The sequence below is a fragment of the Thalassomonas sp. M1454 genome, assembly GCF_007097525.1.
Lineage (GTDB): Bacteria > Pseudomonadota > Gammaproteobacteria > Enterobacterales > Alteromonadaceae > Thalassotalea_A.
In genome coordinates, this window is sequence record NZ_VKDD01000002.1 from 1,153,819 (window position 1) to 1,169,932 (window position 16,114).

Below are 16,114 nucleotides of genomic sequence, written 5' to 3' on the forward strand. Positions count from 1 at the left end.
ACTAAATTAAAGCAAGAGGGTTTCAAGTTGATCTGACCCCCTTGATTTTATGCTTTGCGCCAGGTGGTTTTGCCTGCACTGTCTTCTAACACAACGTTCATCGCTTTAAGCTTATCACGAGCATCATCGGCCATTGCCCAGTCTTTGTTCGCACGAGCTGTATTGCGTTGTTCTATTAGTTGCTCAATTAACTCAGCATCATCATCGCTACCGGCTTTAAAGAACTCTTCAGGATCAGTTTGCGCAATACCAATAACAGCACCTAATGTTTTTAAGATATAAGCTAACTGCCCTGCTTGTTCAATATCGGTTGCTTTTAAACGATTTACTTCTTTTGATAATTCAAATATAACCGGTAAAGCTTCTGGCGTATTAAAGTCATCGTTCATTGCTTTTTCAAAGCGTTGTACGTATTCATTGCCGCTCAGTTCAACTTCAATAGGAGCAACATCGCGTAGTGAAGTATAAATACGTTCAATCGATGAACGCGCTTGATCAAGGTTTTCCTGCGAGTAGTTTAACTGGCTACGGTAATGACTTGAAACAAGGAAATAACGTACCGATTCTGCATCGTAGGTTTCCAGAACACTACGCAAGGTAAAGAAGTTGTTTAATGATTTAGACATCTTCTCTTTGTTAATTTGTACCATGCCGCCGTGCATCCAGTAATTAACATACTGAGTTTTTGAGGCACAACAAGATTGTGCTATTTCATTTTCATGATGAGGGAACTGTAAATCACTACCACCACCATGAATATCAAAATGATCACCTAAGTGTTTAGAGTTCATTGCTGAACATTCGATATGCCAGCCAGGTCTGCCCTCGCCCCATGGTGATGACCAAGAAGGTTCACCTGGTTTAGCCGTTTTCCACAGTACAAAATCCATTGAACTGCGTTTAGCTTCATCAACATCGACACGAGATCCAGCTTGCAACATATCAAGGTTTTGCATGCTTAATTTACCGTAATCTTCATAAGAAGGTACGTCAAACATCACATCGCCATTACTTGCTACATACGCGTGGCCATTAGCGATAATTTTTTCGATCATTTCGATAATTTCAGGCATGTGCGTAGATACACGAGGGTCGATATCAGGGCGTTCAATATTTAACGCATCTAAATCGGCATACATTTCGGCGATCATACGTTCAGTTAACTGTTCAAACGACTCATTGTTCTCGCTCGCACGCTTAATGATTTTATCATCAACATCAGTGATATTGCGTACATGAGTTAACTCATAACCTAAATGACGAATATAGCGAGAGATAACATCGAACGCTACGTAAGTACGAGCATGACCAATATGACATAAATCATAGGTAGTGATACCGCAAACATACATGCCAACTTTACCTGGGTTAATTGGTTTAAACTCTTCCTTTTGACGGGTTAAGGTATTGTATATTTGTAACATTCGTACTCTCGTTTTAATAATTTTATCGGGATTAAATTTTTCGCAATTGTACCCGAACTAATTGCTATAAACTAGAAATGAGCAATAAAATGAGGAATTATTTAGTTATTTTTACGCAAATGTAACCGATAAACACCATAGTTTAACTTTTCATCTCGTTTTTACCCTTTACAGATATTCTCACTGCGTTACAATTCATGGCATAAATGCCCTTGAGCAAATAACCTAGGAAATAAAAAATGATCACATTTAAAACAAACTTAGGCGATATTAAAATTGAATTAGATTTTGATAACGCACCAGTTACTGCAGCAAACTTTAAAAGCTACTGTGAAGATGGCTACTATGTAGACACTATTTTTCACCGTGTAATCAAAGGCTTTATGGCTCAAGGTGGCGGTTTTGAAAAAATGGGCAACAACATGGTTGAGAAAGCGACTCGTGCATCAATCAAAAATGAAGCAAATAACGGTTTAAGTAACGCTCGTGGTACTTTAGCTATGGCTCGTACTCAAGATCCTCACTCTGCTTCTGCGCAATTCTTTATTAACCTTGTTGATAACACGTTTTTAGACTTCACCAGCGAATCTGTGCAAGGTTGGGGTTACTGTGTATTTGGTAAAGTTGTTGAAGGCATGGATGTTGTTGATAAAATGACTCTTGTGGCAACTGGCCGTAACGGTCATCACGACGATGTACCTCTAGAAGATATTACCGTTGAGTCTGTTGAGGTAGCTTAATTGCTTACCTATTTTATTGCAGATTTACATTTAACTCAGGAGCGATCTGATATTACAGATTGTTTCCTGAGTTTTTTGCGTAATGAGGCACCAAAATCAGAAAAGCTTTATATTCTTGGCGACTTTTTCGAGTACTGGATTGGCGATGATGATGATAATCCATTTATCATTAATATTGCCGATGAATTAAAGCAGCTGGCAGATACCGGCACTGAGATATTCTTTATCGTTGGTAACCGTGACTTCCTGCTTGGCAAAAAGTACGCTAAAAAAGCAGGTATGACGTTATTGCCTGATAGCCAATTAATTGATTTATACGGTACGCCAACGTTAATAATGCACGGCGACACCTTATGTACAAAAGATATTGAGTATCAGAAATTCCGTAAAAAATCTCGTAGTTGGTGGTGGCAATTTATCATTAAAAGCCTACCTTTAAAGACGCGAAGAAAAATGGCCAGTAATTATCGCAAAAAAGCTGAAGCTCGAGGTCCAAGTCAAGACCAAGAAATAATGGATGTAACGCCATCGGAAGTTGTGAAAGAGCTTGAACAAGCAAATTCGCAGTTAATGATCCATGGTCACACTCATAGACCGGCAGTACATCAATTAGAGGCCAATGGCAAACCTGCTACTCGTATTGTACTTGGTGATTGGTATGAACAAGGGGCTTGGTTAAAAGTAACTCCTGAGGGGTTTGAGCTGCTAAATGCTCACTTTGACACTAAATAAGCTAAAGCATAGTTTGTAGGCTCAGTTCAAAAATTACCAAGTGCCGTTTAACAAACCTGTTTAGTGAAAATAAAAAAGCAACTTAACGTTGCTTTTTTTATCCGTGAATTGCCAAATCAAGATATTTAAATTGACTTATTTTTGGCTTGCAATCCAAGTATTAACACGACGTTCTAAAATAGCTAAAGGCATAGCCCCACCACCTAAGATAGTGTCATGAAATCCTCTTATATCAAACTTATCACCGAGTTCATTCTGTGCATTACTGCGCAACTCAAGTATTTTCAACATACCAATTTTATAAGCTGTTGCTTGCCCTGGCATCACCAAATAACGCCTTACTTCAGATACAACGGCTTCTTCAGCGATAGGCGTTTTTTCTTTAAAGTACGCTATTGCTTGCTCTTCAGTCCAACCCTTTGAGTGTAAGCCCGTATCAACAACTAAACGAACAGCTCGCCAAATTTCAGTGATCAAACGGCCAAAATCTGAATAGTCACTTGTATATGCCCCCATCTCTTTAGCAAGTAGTTCAGAGTACAAGCCCCAACCTTCCGAGTAAGCGGTAAAGTTGGCTTGTGTTCTAAATTGCGGAACAGACGTTAACTCTTGTGCAATTGAGACCTGCATATGATGTCCTGGGTTGCCTTCATGATAAGCAATGGCCTCCATTTCATTTTTTGGCATAGATCTCATATCAGATAAATGTGCGTAATAAACGCCTGGTCTTGAACCATCTGGTGTGCCGGGGTGGTAATGTTGTGCAGCGCCGTCTTGCTCGCGAAATGCTTCTACACGCTTAACCACTAAATCGGCTTTGGGTAAAATGCCAAAATACTTAGGCAATTGTTCATTAATAAATGCTAAGTAGGCATCTGTATCGGTTATATAACCTTGGCGACCTTCATCTGTATTAGGGTAATAGAATTGATCGTCGTCTTTAATAAATTTAAAGAACTCTTTTAATGTGCCTTTAAAACCAACCTTAGATTTAATTGCTTCCATTTCACTCGTTAAACGGGCAACTTCATCTAAGCCAATTTGATGTATTTGTTCGGCAGTTAAATCGGTTGTGGTCGATGCTCGTAAGCGATAGTTATAATAATCGGTGCCATTAGGTTGTGCTCCAACACCCTTGGCTATTTCATCAGTATTACTAATATCACTTTCAAACCAAGCAATTAAAGCCTGATAAGTAGGATAGAAGCTATTTAGCAATGCTTGTTTACTTTCTGCTAATAATAAGTCGGCTTTGCTTTGGTCAATTGTACCTGCCGCTACTAACGCAGCCACTTTACGTTTTGCATCTGACCATAAAGCAGAATCTTGTTCGGCCTCAGTAAACGGCTTGCCAGTAATTAAATTAGAGGCTTGCTCTATAACCCCTTCATAAGCAAAACGAGGAGCACGAATACCTTTTTTAGACTGTAATTGGGTACGAGTAAGCAGCGTAGCTATGGCATCGGATATACCGCCAATTCGCTTATTGTAGGCGATCATGTCAGATTCAGTATCTACCTTATGAAAATTAATAAGGAACTGTGCCATAAATGACTGAATTCCCTGCATTTGAGTAAATATGTAGCCATTATCTTTAAATGGCTGCCCAGCAACTGACTGCTCATATTGATATACCCAAATATCGTAAGATATCTTCGCTTCATCAGTTAATTTCTCATAATCGAAGTTTGCTTTTAACTCAGCAACCACTTGCCCTGCTATCTCAAATTGGCGTTGTTCTTCTTCAGCTGACACATCATCAATTTTATCATACTGCTCTTTTCTACCAAGAAAAGTTAAATACATTGGACTTAGCTGCAATTGTTTTTCGTATTGCTGAGCGAACCACTGATTTAAACGCTCTGATTCAGATTGCTGTGAATTTGACTGTTGATTATTCACTTGTGCAGTTGCAACACTGTCGGCAGTAGCATTATTTTCAGAGCTGCAAGCGCTCAACAAGCCGACAACGAGCAAGCTAGGTAGGTAGGTCTTCATTTTGTATCCCTGTTTAGTATGTTTATTTAATATTATTTTAATAATTAATAACTTATAAAGTTTTAACAAGCTAACTTCATTAAGCATAAAGAATAGTTAGCAAAATCAGGTTTGGTCAAATAATAGATACAGTATTGATATTTTGAAGAGTCTATTTTGTAATGATTTAATTGCACAGTAGCTTAAATATTTTAAGTAAAAATAAAAATTCCTGCTCAGATTTAAAGCATAAAAAGTTATAAATCAACCAGTTATTCGTGCTATGAGTAAAAAAGTATTACAAATTGTGCTACCTATAGTCCTGAGATAAATAAGCGATTAGAATGATTTTTTTTATAAATATAATCATCCAAAGGACTCTCCAATGTTAGATACTGCATTAGCAAAATTAACAGAACTTACCGAACAACTTGTTGAAAAAAACTCACTAATCCAAGCCGAAAACATGAAGCTAAAAACTCAATACGAAGAGCTTGAAAGTTCAACAGCTAATCTAAAAGAAGATAATGAATCTCTGCAACTTGAAGCGCTTGAACAAGAAGAGAAGCAAGCAGATGTATTAAACAAAGTTAACGCTTTACTTAATCGATTACAGCCGGCTGAATAATGCAGACATCAGTGGAGATAGTACTCCTCGATAAACGTTTCTCGGTAAACTGTGACGCGGATCAAAAAGATGGTTTGTTGCAATCTGCGCTTTTCTTGAATAAGCAATTGCAGCAAATACAAGAAAAGTCGGTTAATGGTAGCTTAATGAATAATGTATTAAAGCTAGCCTTAAACTTAAGTTATGAGTTAACAACATCACAAAAAATTCAGCAACGAGCTGAATTTAATATTAACTTAATAAACGCTAACTTAGAGCAAGCCATCGACATTCAATAATGTTTAGGCTTATAAGTATTAAGCAATATGCAAACCGATAAAAACCGCCAATTAGCAAAGCTAAATTGGCGGTTTTGCTTTTAAAAGAATAATTAGGCTTGCTTTATTGGCGTGCCAGAATGGAATTTAAAATCTTCATCATCTGATAATATAAGCTTAGCTTCGACTTCACCAAAGTACTTAACCCTTTCACTTATATCACCGCCAGCGATTTCAGTTGCTAAAGTTAGGTAATCTTCATAATGTCTTGCTTCGCTACGCAGTAATGAAATATAAAATTTATTTAATTCATCATCTAAATGCGGCGCTAACTTAGCAAAACGTTCACAAGATCTCGCTTCGATATAAGCACCAATAATAAGCTTATCGATAAGGGCATTAGGCTCGAATGTTTTCACATGTTTAAGCATACCTTTAGCGTAACGCCCAGCAGTAATATTGCTGTAAGGAATATTACGGTTAGTCATGATTTCAAGTACTTGATTAAAGTGATGTAATTCTTCTTTAATTAACAACACCATTTTATCAATTAAATCTTGGCCATACTTAGAATCACTTTTAGGCACGATAGCCTTAGTTAAATTATTGGCTTTAAGTAAGTCTTGTAAACTACCTTGCTTTTTATAAACAAACTCTTCAAATGGTTTAAATAAAGCAAGCAATGCATCACTACTCTCTTTATCTACGGCGTATTTGCGGATCAAAAACATACCACTCTGCGCGGCTTTGAGTTCGCATAACAAATGATCGGTAAGAATTAATTGTAAATTCTCTGGCTTTTTGGCTTCATCAATCCAAGCATCAGGTGTTTGGCATTGCAGGAAGTTAAGAATAGGCGTTAATAATGTTGAATATGGCACGAAAATAACCTGAAACTGTAATTTGCGAGAATTTTACACGGTTATTATTTATTTATCGAGCCAATAAAAAGCCTAGTTAAAACTATCTTGATGTAAAACAACTTTAGCTTAGTCACATACACTAAATAGTTAACAAAGTAACAAGCTAAAATTTTTGTGAGAAATGAGTTAATAAAAAAAAGATTGCACCATTGTACAATATGAGGCATTGTATTTTCATCAGTATATGTCATTAGATTATAACTTAAAATCAATATCTTAATACTTTCTGAAATATCTTATTCAGTTATCTATAGTGTAACTTTTAGCTTACGCTATTAGACTTTAGTGGCATTTGAAATGGGTTGCACTTTGCTGTTATTACAATTAAGTTATAGCCCTTAACGTAATATTATTAACTTATATCCAACAAATTTACAGGTAGTGTATGTCAGCAACTAATGTTAATCGTCGTGCTAAAGGTGAGCAAACCCGTAATAAGATTCTCGAAGCAGCTATTGAAGTTATTGCTAAATTAGGCGTTAAAGGCACCACACATAGAGCTGTGGCATTACAAGCAGACACACAACTTTCTTTAACTACTTATTATTTTAAGGATATTAAAGAACTAGTAAGAGAAGCTATCAGCCTAAGTTCTTCACGCTTTTTAGCGGGTAGTACCAATGCATGGAACGCCGCTTTCCAACTATTAGATTCTTATAATGCAACTGAGCTTCGTAAAGCCTCTGTAAAAGAAGATATTTGTGCACAATTGAGTCGAGTTTCGGCTAAACATTTGTATAACAACATAATTCATAATTCTACCTTGCTTGCCGTTGAGCAAGTATTTTTAACTGAAACTCTTTACTCTAACGAAATTAAAGAGCTAGCAGAAAAGCATATTTCCGGGATAGTAACGCCGTTTACTAAGTTAGCAAGATACTTTAATAAGATAGATCCTGAAGTTGACGCCGAGCTAGGTATGATCGCCTTAACAAGAATAGAATATAAATATTTATCCGTACCTAAAGATGAAGTTGATATTGATGACATTGAACGCTTGGTAAAACGTCAATTAGGTTATATGATGGGCTTAAAACGACAATAGTAGTAATTTACAAAAATTACTCTAAGCAGACAGTGGCGTTAATAACGCTAAGTATAACGACTGTCTGCTGGAATAAAACTTAGGGACCCGCTTTGAATTTTCAATCTATATTAGACAAGCAAAAACAATATTTTGACAGCAATATCACCCGCGACTTAACTTGGCGTATTCAACAATTAAAGCAAATTAAAAAGCTTGTTATCGAAAATGAACAAGCACTTTTAGACGCACTTCAACAAGACCTTGGTAAACCAGCACTTGAAGCATGGATCACAGAGTTATCTTATATAACGGGTGATGTTGACCATGTGCTCAAACACATTAAAAAATGGGCCAAGCCAGTAAAAGTTTCAACGCCACTTGTGGTTATGCCTGGAAAATCATTTATTAAGCCAGAGCCACAAGGCAGCGTATTAATTATGAGTGCTTGGAATTATCCTGTGCAGTTAGCGTTTGCGCCACTGATCGCGGTGATATCAGCGGGTAATTGTGCTGTGATCAAACCTTCGGAAGTCTCTCCGGCAGTATCAAATATTATAGCTAAGTTAGTACCACAATATTTAGACAATAATGCATTTAGTGTCGTTGAAGGTGCTGTTGCTGAAACCACTGCCCTGCTTGAGCTACCTTTCAACCATATTATGTACACAGGTAATGGTATGGTTGGCAAAATAGTTATGACTGCAGCAGCTAAGCATTTAACACCGGTAACCCTAGAATTAGGTGGTAAGAGCCCTGTATTTGTTGACCATTCGTGTAACCTTGAAATTAGCGCACAAAGACTCGCTTGGGGTAAATGGATCAATGCTGGCCAAACTTGTATTGCACCAGATTATATTTTGACAACCAAAGATATGGTTGAACCATTAGTAAAAGCATTAAAAGCGCAAATTAAAGCAATGTTTGGCGACGATCCAAAACAAAGTAGTAGTTACGGTCGTATTGTTAATCAACGTCATACCGAACGATTATCTCAGTATTTAGATAGCGGTGAGATCGTGCACGGCGGCAGCTTTGATATTGAAAATAAATATTTTGAACCAACCATTATTGTTAATCCAGAGCTAGACAGTAAGGTAATGACTGATGAAATTTTCGGTGCAATCTTCCCTATTATTACCGTTGATAACTATCAAAGTGCTAAACAACTGATTATAAGCAGAGAAAAGCCTTTAGCCGCATACATCTTTACTAAAGACAAAGCTCAACAGCAAGACTGGGTCAATACCATTAGCTCAGGTAGCCAGTGCATTAATGATGTGATCATGTTTAATGGTGTACCGGATCTTCCATTTGGCGGGACCGGACCTAGTGGCATGGGCCAATATAGTGGTAAGTCAGGTTTTGACAATTTTAGTAATAGCAAAGCTGTACTTAAGCGCCCATTCTTAAAAGATTTACCTGTTCGCTTCGCTCCTTACACAAACTTTAAGTTTAATTTACTAAGAAAAATTAGATAATTAGACAAAGTGGTATAATATTAAGACCCAAAGGCTGTCATTTGACGGCCTTTTTCATTTAGCAAATAGAATTAAACAAGATAACAAGATAACAACATGACTTCAGATATTAATAAATTATTAAAAAGCCACCAAAAGCTGATTCACAGTGAAATGCAAAAAGTAGATTCTCATATACAACGTGAACAAGATGAGTGGATTATCAATACCATAATGATTGACGGTATCGATGTACCATTTAAATATAAACGCAAAAAGCTTTATCAATCTTTAGCAGGTCAAAGAGTAAACATGACCTATTATAGTGATGTTGAAACTGTCGCAGGTTTTGAAATTCAGGTTATGCGAGTGGTAAGAATTAAAGTGAGTTAACGGTATTTTGTACTTGCTAGCGCCAAAGTTAATATAAAACTATAACACCCTCCCTCACAAATAACTGCTTATTTTTTGTTCTAACTCAAAAAAAACACATTTTTTTGTTTATTTTACAAGCAACTCTTGACGAATTGTTAAACATATTACATAACTAGTATAGGCAGTTCATAAAAATAATAAAAAATCACAATATAAACTGTTTATTAATCGAACAATATTAGACTTTAGAACTAAATTGTTTAACGTGGGGACAGCGAAGAGGAAGTTTATAATGATACTAAATCACATCTGGGGTCTATACACTCACCCAAAAGAAGAGTGGACCGAAATTGATACTCGCCATGAAAGTATGATGTATGGTCTAACACACGTACTTCTAGTCGCTCTTATTCCAGCTATTTGCGGATATTATGCAGCGGCGCATATTGGTTGGAGCATTGGTGCTGGCGATCCTATCACCATCACACAATCAAGCGCAGTATTACTTGCCGTTAGTATGTACGGAGCAATTATTGCCGGAGTATTTGCTTTAGCTTATATGATGCAATGGATGGCTACTACATTTGACTCTAATCCAACATTAACCCAATGTTTAGAATTAGCCGCTTATGCTGCAACGCCAGTACTTATGGTCGGAGTTACCGCTCTTTACCCTGTACTTTGGTTTGTTGCTTTATCAGGTATGGTTGCCGTTGCGTACTCTGTATACCTTCTTTATTCAGGTATTCCTATTATGATGCACATTCCTGAAGAAAAAGGCTTTGTTTACTCAAGCTCTGTTGTAACTGTAGGCTTAGTGCTATTAGTTACTATTCTAGCTGCTACAGCGATGTTCTGGACCTTAGGTTTTGGTCCTGAGTTCATGGGCTAGTATTTACATTACTATTAACTGAGGCGCTTAACAGCGCCTTTTTTGTTTCTTTGCTCGAAGTGTTTTTTAATTTTTTCTTTTTATCGTCTCCGACTTAGCATCCTGCTGATTTTTGCTTTCGTCCATGAAAGCAACTGACTTTTGTAAAGACACAAAAGTAAGCAAAAGCTCTTCTTGCCCACTAACTTCTTTTACCTTTGTAAAACACCTTCTCTAAAAGCTTTCAACCGGCTGGAGGTAACATCCATGTAAAGCGCCAGCCTCATAAAATCATCCATGATTTTATGTTGAAATGAGAATGTGTTTTGCAAAGGAAGTTAGGAGGGCAGATCTGATCGTTATATTTACTTCGTAAACATTTTTAATCTAACGTTAATCACACTTCTTGGAACCAGTATTGCTGTTGTATATACAAAGTTTACTTATGCCAAAATCAGCAGGATGCTAAGTCGAAGACGATAACGATAACGATAACGATAACGATAACGATAACGATGAAAATAAAGATTAAGTTGAATTGTGACTCAAGTAAAACAAAAAAGGCGCCGTAGGCGCCTTTAAAAAGAAGTTAGAGAACTAATCCCCTATTTCCTACTCTGCACCTTCATTATGAAGGTCGATAATAGAGTCAGCTTCTTTGTCAGTATTTTCTTTCGTCGTATTATTACGAACTGCATCAAGTTGCGTTAAGTAATCGTGATCGATGTCATTAGTGATGTAACTACCACTAAATACCGAAGTTTCAAACGCTTTAATGTCTTTATTAGAATGCCCAACAGCTGAGATCAGGTCTTCTAAGTCTTGGAAAATCAGCTTATCGGCACCGATTAATTCACAAATGTCTTCTAGTTCACGACCATGAGCAACAAGTTCATTTGCACTTGGCATATCAATACCATATACGTTAGGGAAACGTACTTCTGGAGCGGCTGAAGCAAAGTAAACTTTTTTAGCGCCAGCGTTTCTTGCCATAGTGATGATTTGCTCTGAAGTAGTACCACGAACAATTGAATCATCTACTAATAAAACATTTTTACCTTTAAATTCGGTATTGATCGCGTTTAATTTTTGACGAACAGATTTTTTACGTTGTGCTTGGCCAGGCATAATAAAGGTACGGCCAACATAACGGTTTTTCACAAAACCTTGACGGTATGGAATATCTAGCTCTTGTGCTATTTGCAGAGCAATATCACAAGATGTTTCAGGAATTGGGATAACAACATCAATATCAAGATCTTCCCAATCACGTGCTATTTTCTTACCTAAAGCAACACCCATTTCAACACGAGAGCCGTAAACAGACATCTTATCCATTGTCGAATCTGGACGAGCGAAGTAAACAAACTCAAAAATACATGGGTTGTAAGTTGGGTTTTGCGCACATTGTTTACTGAATAATTGACCATCTTCAGAGATAAAGATAGCTTCACCAGGTGCTACATCACGAATAAATTCAAAATCACATGCATCTAAAGCAACTGATTCTGACGCAACCATGTATTCTGTACCTTGCTCAGTTTCTCTTTTACCAAAAACTAAAGGACGAATACCGTAAGGGTCACGGAATGCAACTAAACCTTTACCAATAATTAAAGCGACCGCGGCATAAGCACCACGAGCAATGGTATGAACATTAGCAACTGCATTAAAAATATCTTCAGGTAATAAATCAAGTTTGTCAGTTTGTTGCAGTTCATGAGCAAAAATGTTTAATAACAATTCAGAATCAGATGATGTATTTACATGGCGACGAGCCGTGTTATAAATCCACTGTGTTAATTCTTCGGCATTAGTTAAATTACCGTTATGTGCTAATGAAATACCATAAGGCGAGTTAGCGTAAAAAGGTTGTGCTTCAGAAGAGCTAGAAGTACCCGCGGTAGGGTAACGAACATGGCCAATACCAATATCGCCAGTTAAACGCAGCATGTGGCGAGTGTGGAATACATCCTTCACTAAGCCATTTGCTTTACGCATTCTAAATTTGTTATCGCTTATGGTTACTATGCCAGCGGCATCCTGACCACGATGTTGAATTACAGTTAAACCATCATATAAAGCTTGGCTTACCGGTGATGTACCTACGATGCCAACAATACCACACATGAAATTTCTCTCCGCAAGAGCTGAATTAAGATAAAAAGCTGGATGAGGTTTTTATGTATTCAAAAAACCATTCTATTACTACCCTGAACTCAGGGATAAGTACTGCCTGTTGCCACCAAGTACTTGATGGTGCGGGGGTAAATGCATCCATAAAAAATAGAATAGCACTTACTACCAATGCCCCTCGTAAAGCGCCAAACGCCAAACCAAGTACTCTGTCAGTTCCAGACAATCCAGTTTTAGTTACTAGTTGGCCGATTAAATAATTAATAATCGCGCCGAGTATTAACGTTATAATAAATAAAATAGCGATCGATGCTGCATTTCTTAGCATAGGATCACTAATATTGGTTAGGTAAGTAGCTAGTTCCTGATAAAAACCACTAGCGACAAAAAAAGCACAAACCCAAACAATTAAGGAAACAGCTTCTTTTACAAAACCGCGAATTAAACTGATCAGTGTTGATACGCCTATTATTATTAAGATGGCATAATCTATCCAAATCATTGTTACTCTATCCCTTTTATTTATGCGGCGAATTCTATCAGCATCGCCGTTTTATTTATACTAAAAAAAATTTAAAAATAATTAAATTTACATTATTTTATTATGAAATATGTAATGATTAAATTACATGAAAAATTAATCTACAGGTTGGTATACAGCGACCCTTCCTTGCACACCTGTTAAACTTTTAAGTTTAGGTAGCTTTGCTTCTAATGATGCTTTGCTTATTTCAGGTCCGATAAACACTTTCGTTAATTCACCAGCCGCTGTTTTTATTGGCTTACTATAAACTGTGTAACCTGATTTTTTTAATTTAATAATTAACTGTTCAACATTTTTTTTATGTTTAAAGCTACCAAGTTGGATGACATAAGCTTTGGATTTATCGACGGTTTTAGCAACTGCTTTTATTGGTGTTGATTTTACCACCTTAGCTTTAGGTTTACTCTCTTGTGCTGCAGCAGTGATCATACTGCTGTTAGATCTTGGCACAGCTAACTCGTCAGGTAATTCTTTTTCTGTTTGCAGTAATTGCTGATCAGCAGCGGTATCTTTAGATAAAGGTTGCTTGGCTGTTAAGTCTGCTATTTTTTGCTCGGGAAAGTCTTGCTTAGTCGCAATAGGTACAGATTTAGGCGTGGCAGGTATTGACTCAAACTGAGCTTGGTAAGCTTGTTTTTCACCGTCAAATACATCAGGTAAAAATATTACCGCTGCGGCGGCTACTATTATGGTACCAACTAATCGGTTTTGAAACGGGGTCGACAAAACGGCTCCTTAGAATAATGATTGTTTGATTTTTGCTACGGTAAAAAATGAGCCAAAAACTAAAATCATGTCGTTATTATTAGCATTATCTAAAGCCATTCTATAGGCATCAGTAATATTGTCAAAGCTATTACAGTCTTTGCCTAAATCTTTTAGCGCTTTGCTCATTATTTGGCCACTTGCTCCGCGAGGAACATCAAGTGAGCCAACATACCAATGATCAACGCATGTAAGCATGGTCTGTAATGTTGATTTGATATCTTTATCTGCCAACATCGCCGTTACCGCAAAAACTCTTTGCACGTTTTGTTTTTGTACAAACTTTGCTAAATAACGCGCGGCATGTGGATTATGAGCCACATCAACAACAATTAGAGGCTGCTCGCTAATAATTTCGGTGCGCCCTTCTACTTTAATATTTAAGATCCAATCACTTACTTTGCTATGTTCAAGTTCAAAACCTAATACGGTCAAAGTTGTAAGCGCTGTAGCGACATTGTCTTGTGGAATAAATGGTAAAGGTAAGGCTTTTAACTGTTGTAGCTTATATTGCCAGGTCCAGTGGTTATCAATGTTATTGGTGATAAAAAAATCTTGCTCGCGCACTACGCTAATCGCTTTTTGCTTTTCACAAAACTCGAGTACATCAGTGGGCATTGCTGGCTCACCGATAATTACAGGTTTATTAGCTCGTACAATACCGGCTTTTTCTTTACCAATACTGCTGCGATCATTTCCTAAGAATGCTTGATGGTCTAAATCAATACTAGTGATCACAGCTACATCACTATCAATAATATTTGTCGCATCTAAGCGCCCGCCTAAACCGACTTCTAAAATGACAAACTCTGGTGCTATTTGCTGACAAATAATTAAAGCTGCCAGGGTGGTAAACTCATAATATGTTAATGAGATTTCAGCGCGAGCTTGCTCTATTTTATTAAATGCATCGATAAGCGGTTCATCGGTAATTAATTTAGCATTAATGCGTAAACGCTCATTAAACTTTTCGATATGAGGAGATGAATAAACAGCAACACTATGGCCTTGAGCTAGTAATGCATGCTCAATAAAAGCACAGGTTGTGCCCTTACCATTTGTGCCGGCGACGGTGATCACTTTGCTTTTATCTAACGATATTGCTAAACGACTAGCGACCTTTGAAATACGCTCGAGTCCCATATCAATTTCTTTGCTATGGATAGACTCTAAATAAAAAAGCCACTCATTAAGGCTAGTAAGCTTTGAGTGGCTATTTGAAATTGTCATAAACTTTATTTACCAGTTTATTTAAAATAATTATCTATTAAATGCTTGGCTCTGGGTGCTTCATGTATTTAGCAATCATGCGCGCTAAAGTTGAACGCATTTGGCGACGGTCAACGATCATATCAATTGCACCATGCTCAAGTAAGAACTCAGAGCGTTGGAAACCTTCTGGTAATTTTTCACGAACGGTTTGCTCAATTACACGTGGGCCTGCAAAACCAATTAAGGCTTTTGGCTCACCAACATTGATATCACCTAACATAGCTAAAGAGGCTGAAACACCGCCCATAGTAGGGTCAGTTAAAACCGAGATGAAAGGTAAACCTTTTTCACTCATTTTAGCAAGTGCAGCACTGGTTTTAGCCATTTGCATTAACGACATTAATGCCTCTTGCATACGTGCACCACCACTTGCCGAGAAACAAACTAACGGTAAGTCGTGCTTTAAACACTCTTCTGCGGCTTTAACAAAACGAGCACCAACAACAGATGCCATTGAGCCACCTAAGAATGAGAATTCAAAAGCCACAGCTACAACAGGCATACCGGCTAACTCACCACGTAGCGCTACTAAAGCATCTTTCTCGCCAGTTGCTTTTTGAGCAGCAGCAATACGATCTTTATAGCGTTTTGAGTCTTTAAATTTTAAAACATCTTTCGGCTCAAGTTCTCCGCCAATTTCTTGCTTTTCGCCTTGATCTAAGAATGTTTCTATACGCTTACGTGCTGGTAAACGCATATGATGGTCACACTTAGGACATACGCCTAATTGACGCTCTAATTCAGCTGTGTATAGTACTGCATTACAAGAAGTACATTTGCTCCAAAGACCTTCAGGGATATTACGCTTGCTCGAAGATGAAGTCTTCGGTTTTGGTAGAATTTTTTCAATCCAACTCATGGGTGAGTACACCTATTATTTATTCAATGAATTTAGCCGTTTAAAACCACTAAATATAAAATTATTAAACTCTGATTTAGTCACAATGCTAAGCTTGCTTAATCAGGTCATTGCTTGTTTTATAATG

16 protein-coding genes are annotated in these 16,114 nt (G+C 37.3%); 8 read left to right on the top strand and 8 right to left on the bottom strand.

Annotated features, from left to right (window positions below):
• Positions 1-47: 47 nt before the first annotated feature.
• Entirely contained in the window at positions 48-1,424 is a 1,377-nt protein-coding gene (gene cysS, locus FNN08_RS07135; protein ID WP_143584019.1) for a cysteine--tRNA ligase, read from the bottom strand.
• Between the two features lie 239 nt (positions 1,425-1,663).
• On the opposite strand from cysS, the gene FNN08_RS07140 reads away from it, so the two are divergent.
• Both FNN08_RS07140 and FNN08_RS07145 read left to right on the top strand, forming a co-directional pair.
• The gene (locus FNN08_RS07140) at positions 1,664-2,164 is read left to right on the top strand and encodes a peptidylprolyl isomerase (protein WP_143584020.1); all 501 of its coding nucleotides are present in this window, start codon (positions 1,664-1,666) and stop codon (positions 2,162-2,164) included.
• Complete coding sequence (locus FNN08_RS07145; protein WP_143584021.1) at positions 2,165-2,896, top strand: UDP-2,3-diacylglucosamine diphosphatase; 732 nt, start codon at positions 2,165-2,167, stop codon at positions 2,894-2,896. It begins immediately after the preceding gene.
• A 135-nt stretch (positions 2,897-3,031) separates the two neighbouring features.
• On the opposite strand, the gene FNN08_RS07150 is transcribed toward FNN08_RS07145, so the two are convergent.
• Positions 3,032-4,894 carry a DUF885 domain-containing protein gene (locus tag FNN08_RS07150; protein WP_143584022.1) on the bottom strand — a complete coding sequence of 621 codons (1,863 nt, stop codon included), beginning with the start codon at positions 4,892-4,894 and terminating at the stop codon, positions 3,032-3,034.
• Between the two features lie 364 nt (positions 4,895-5,258).
• On the opposite strand from FNN08_RS07150, the gene FNN08_RS07155 reads away from it, so the two are divergent.
• A complete protein-coding gene (locus FNN08_RS07155) occupies positions 5,259-5,501 on the top strand; it encodes a DUF904 domain-containing protein (protein WP_143584023.1) in 243 nt (80 codons plus the stop codon).
• Complete coding sequence (locus FNN08_RS07160; RefSeq protein WP_143584024.1) at positions 5,501-5,779, top strand: cell division protein ZapA; 279 nt, start codon at positions 5,501-5,503, stop codon at positions 5,777-5,779. The genes FNN08_RS07155 and FNN08_RS07160 overlap by 1 nt, the downstream gene beginning before the upstream one ends.
• 92 nt (positions 5,780-5,871) lie before the next feature.
• On the opposite strand, the gene miaE is transcribed toward FNN08_RS07160, so the two are convergent.
• Positions 5,872-6,639: a tRNA isopentenyl-2-thiomethyl-A-37 hydroxylase MiaE gene (miaE, locus tag FNN08_RS07165; RefSeq protein ID WP_143584025.1), complete on the bottom strand. Its 768-nt coding sequence runs from the start codon at positions 6,637-6,639 to the stop codon at positions 5,872-5,874.
• Between the two features lie 427 nt (positions 6,640-7,066).
• Here miaE and FNN08_RS07170 point away from each other — a divergent pair, with 427 nt between their 5' ends.
• From FNN08_RS07170 to FNN08_RS07185, 4 genes are all read left to right on the top strand, one after another.
• Positions 7,067-7,726, top strand: coding sequence for a TetR/AcrR family transcriptional regulator (locus tag FNN08_RS07170; RefSeq protein ID WP_143584026.1), 660 nt, complete (start codon positions 7,067-7,069; stop codon positions 7,724-7,726).
• Between the two features lie 92 nt (positions 7,727-7,818).
• Positions 7,819-9,186, top strand: a complete 1,368-nt coding sequence (locus FNN08_RS07175; protein WP_143584027.1) for an aldehyde dehydrogenase family protein — start codon at positions 7,819-7,821, stop codon at positions 9,184-9,186.
• A 96-nt stretch (positions 9,187-9,282) separates the two neighbouring features.
• Entirely contained in the window at positions 9,283-9,558 is a 276-nt protein-coding gene (locus FNN08_RS07180; RefSeq protein ID WP_143584028.1) for a hypothetical protein, read from the top strand.
• Between the two features lie 274 nt (positions 9,559-9,832).
• Positions 9,833-10,432, top strand: a complete 600-nt coding sequence (locus FNN08_RS07185; RefSeq protein WP_143584029.1) for a Yip1 family protein — start codon at positions 9,833-9,835, stop codon at positions 10,430-10,432.
• Between the two features lie 591 nt (positions 10,433-11,023).
• Here the strand turns inward: FNN08_RS07185 and purF are convergent.
• From purF to accD, 5 genes are all read right to left on the bottom strand, one after another.
• The gene (gene purF, locus FNN08_RS07190; protein WP_143584030.1) at positions 11,024-12,541 is read right to left on the bottom strand and encodes an amidophosphoribosyltransferase; all 1,518 of its coding nucleotides are present in this window, start codon (positions 12,539-12,541) and stop codon (positions 11,024-11,026) included.
• Between the two features lie 25 nt (positions 12,542-12,566).
• Positions 12,567-13,049 (bottom strand): CvpA family protein, encoded by a 483-nt coding sequence (locus FNN08_RS07195; RefSeq protein WP_143584031.1) that lies wholly within the window; start codon positions 13,047-13,049, stop codon positions 12,567-12,569.
• Positions 13,050-13,184: 135 nt separating this feature from the next.
• Entirely contained in the window at positions 13,185-13,817 is a 633-nt protein-coding gene (locus FNN08_RS07200; RefSeq protein WP_143584032.1) for an SPOR domain-containing protein, read from the bottom strand.
• A gap of 9 nt (positions 13,818-13,826) precedes the next feature.
• Entirely contained in the window at positions 13,827-15,086 is a 1,260-nt protein-coding gene (folC, locus tag FNN08_RS07205; protein ID WP_143584033.1) for a bifunctional tetrahydrofolate synthase/dihydrofolate synthase, read from the bottom strand.
• A 37-nt stretch (positions 15,087-15,123) separates the two neighbouring features.
• Positions 15,124-15,987: an acetyl-CoA carboxylase, carboxyltransferase subunit beta gene (gene accD, locus FNN08_RS07210; RefSeq protein WP_143584034.1), complete on the bottom strand. Its 864-nt coding sequence runs from the start codon at positions 15,985-15,987 to the stop codon at positions 15,124-15,126.
• Between the last annotated feature and the right edge of the window lie 127 nt (positions 15,988-16,114).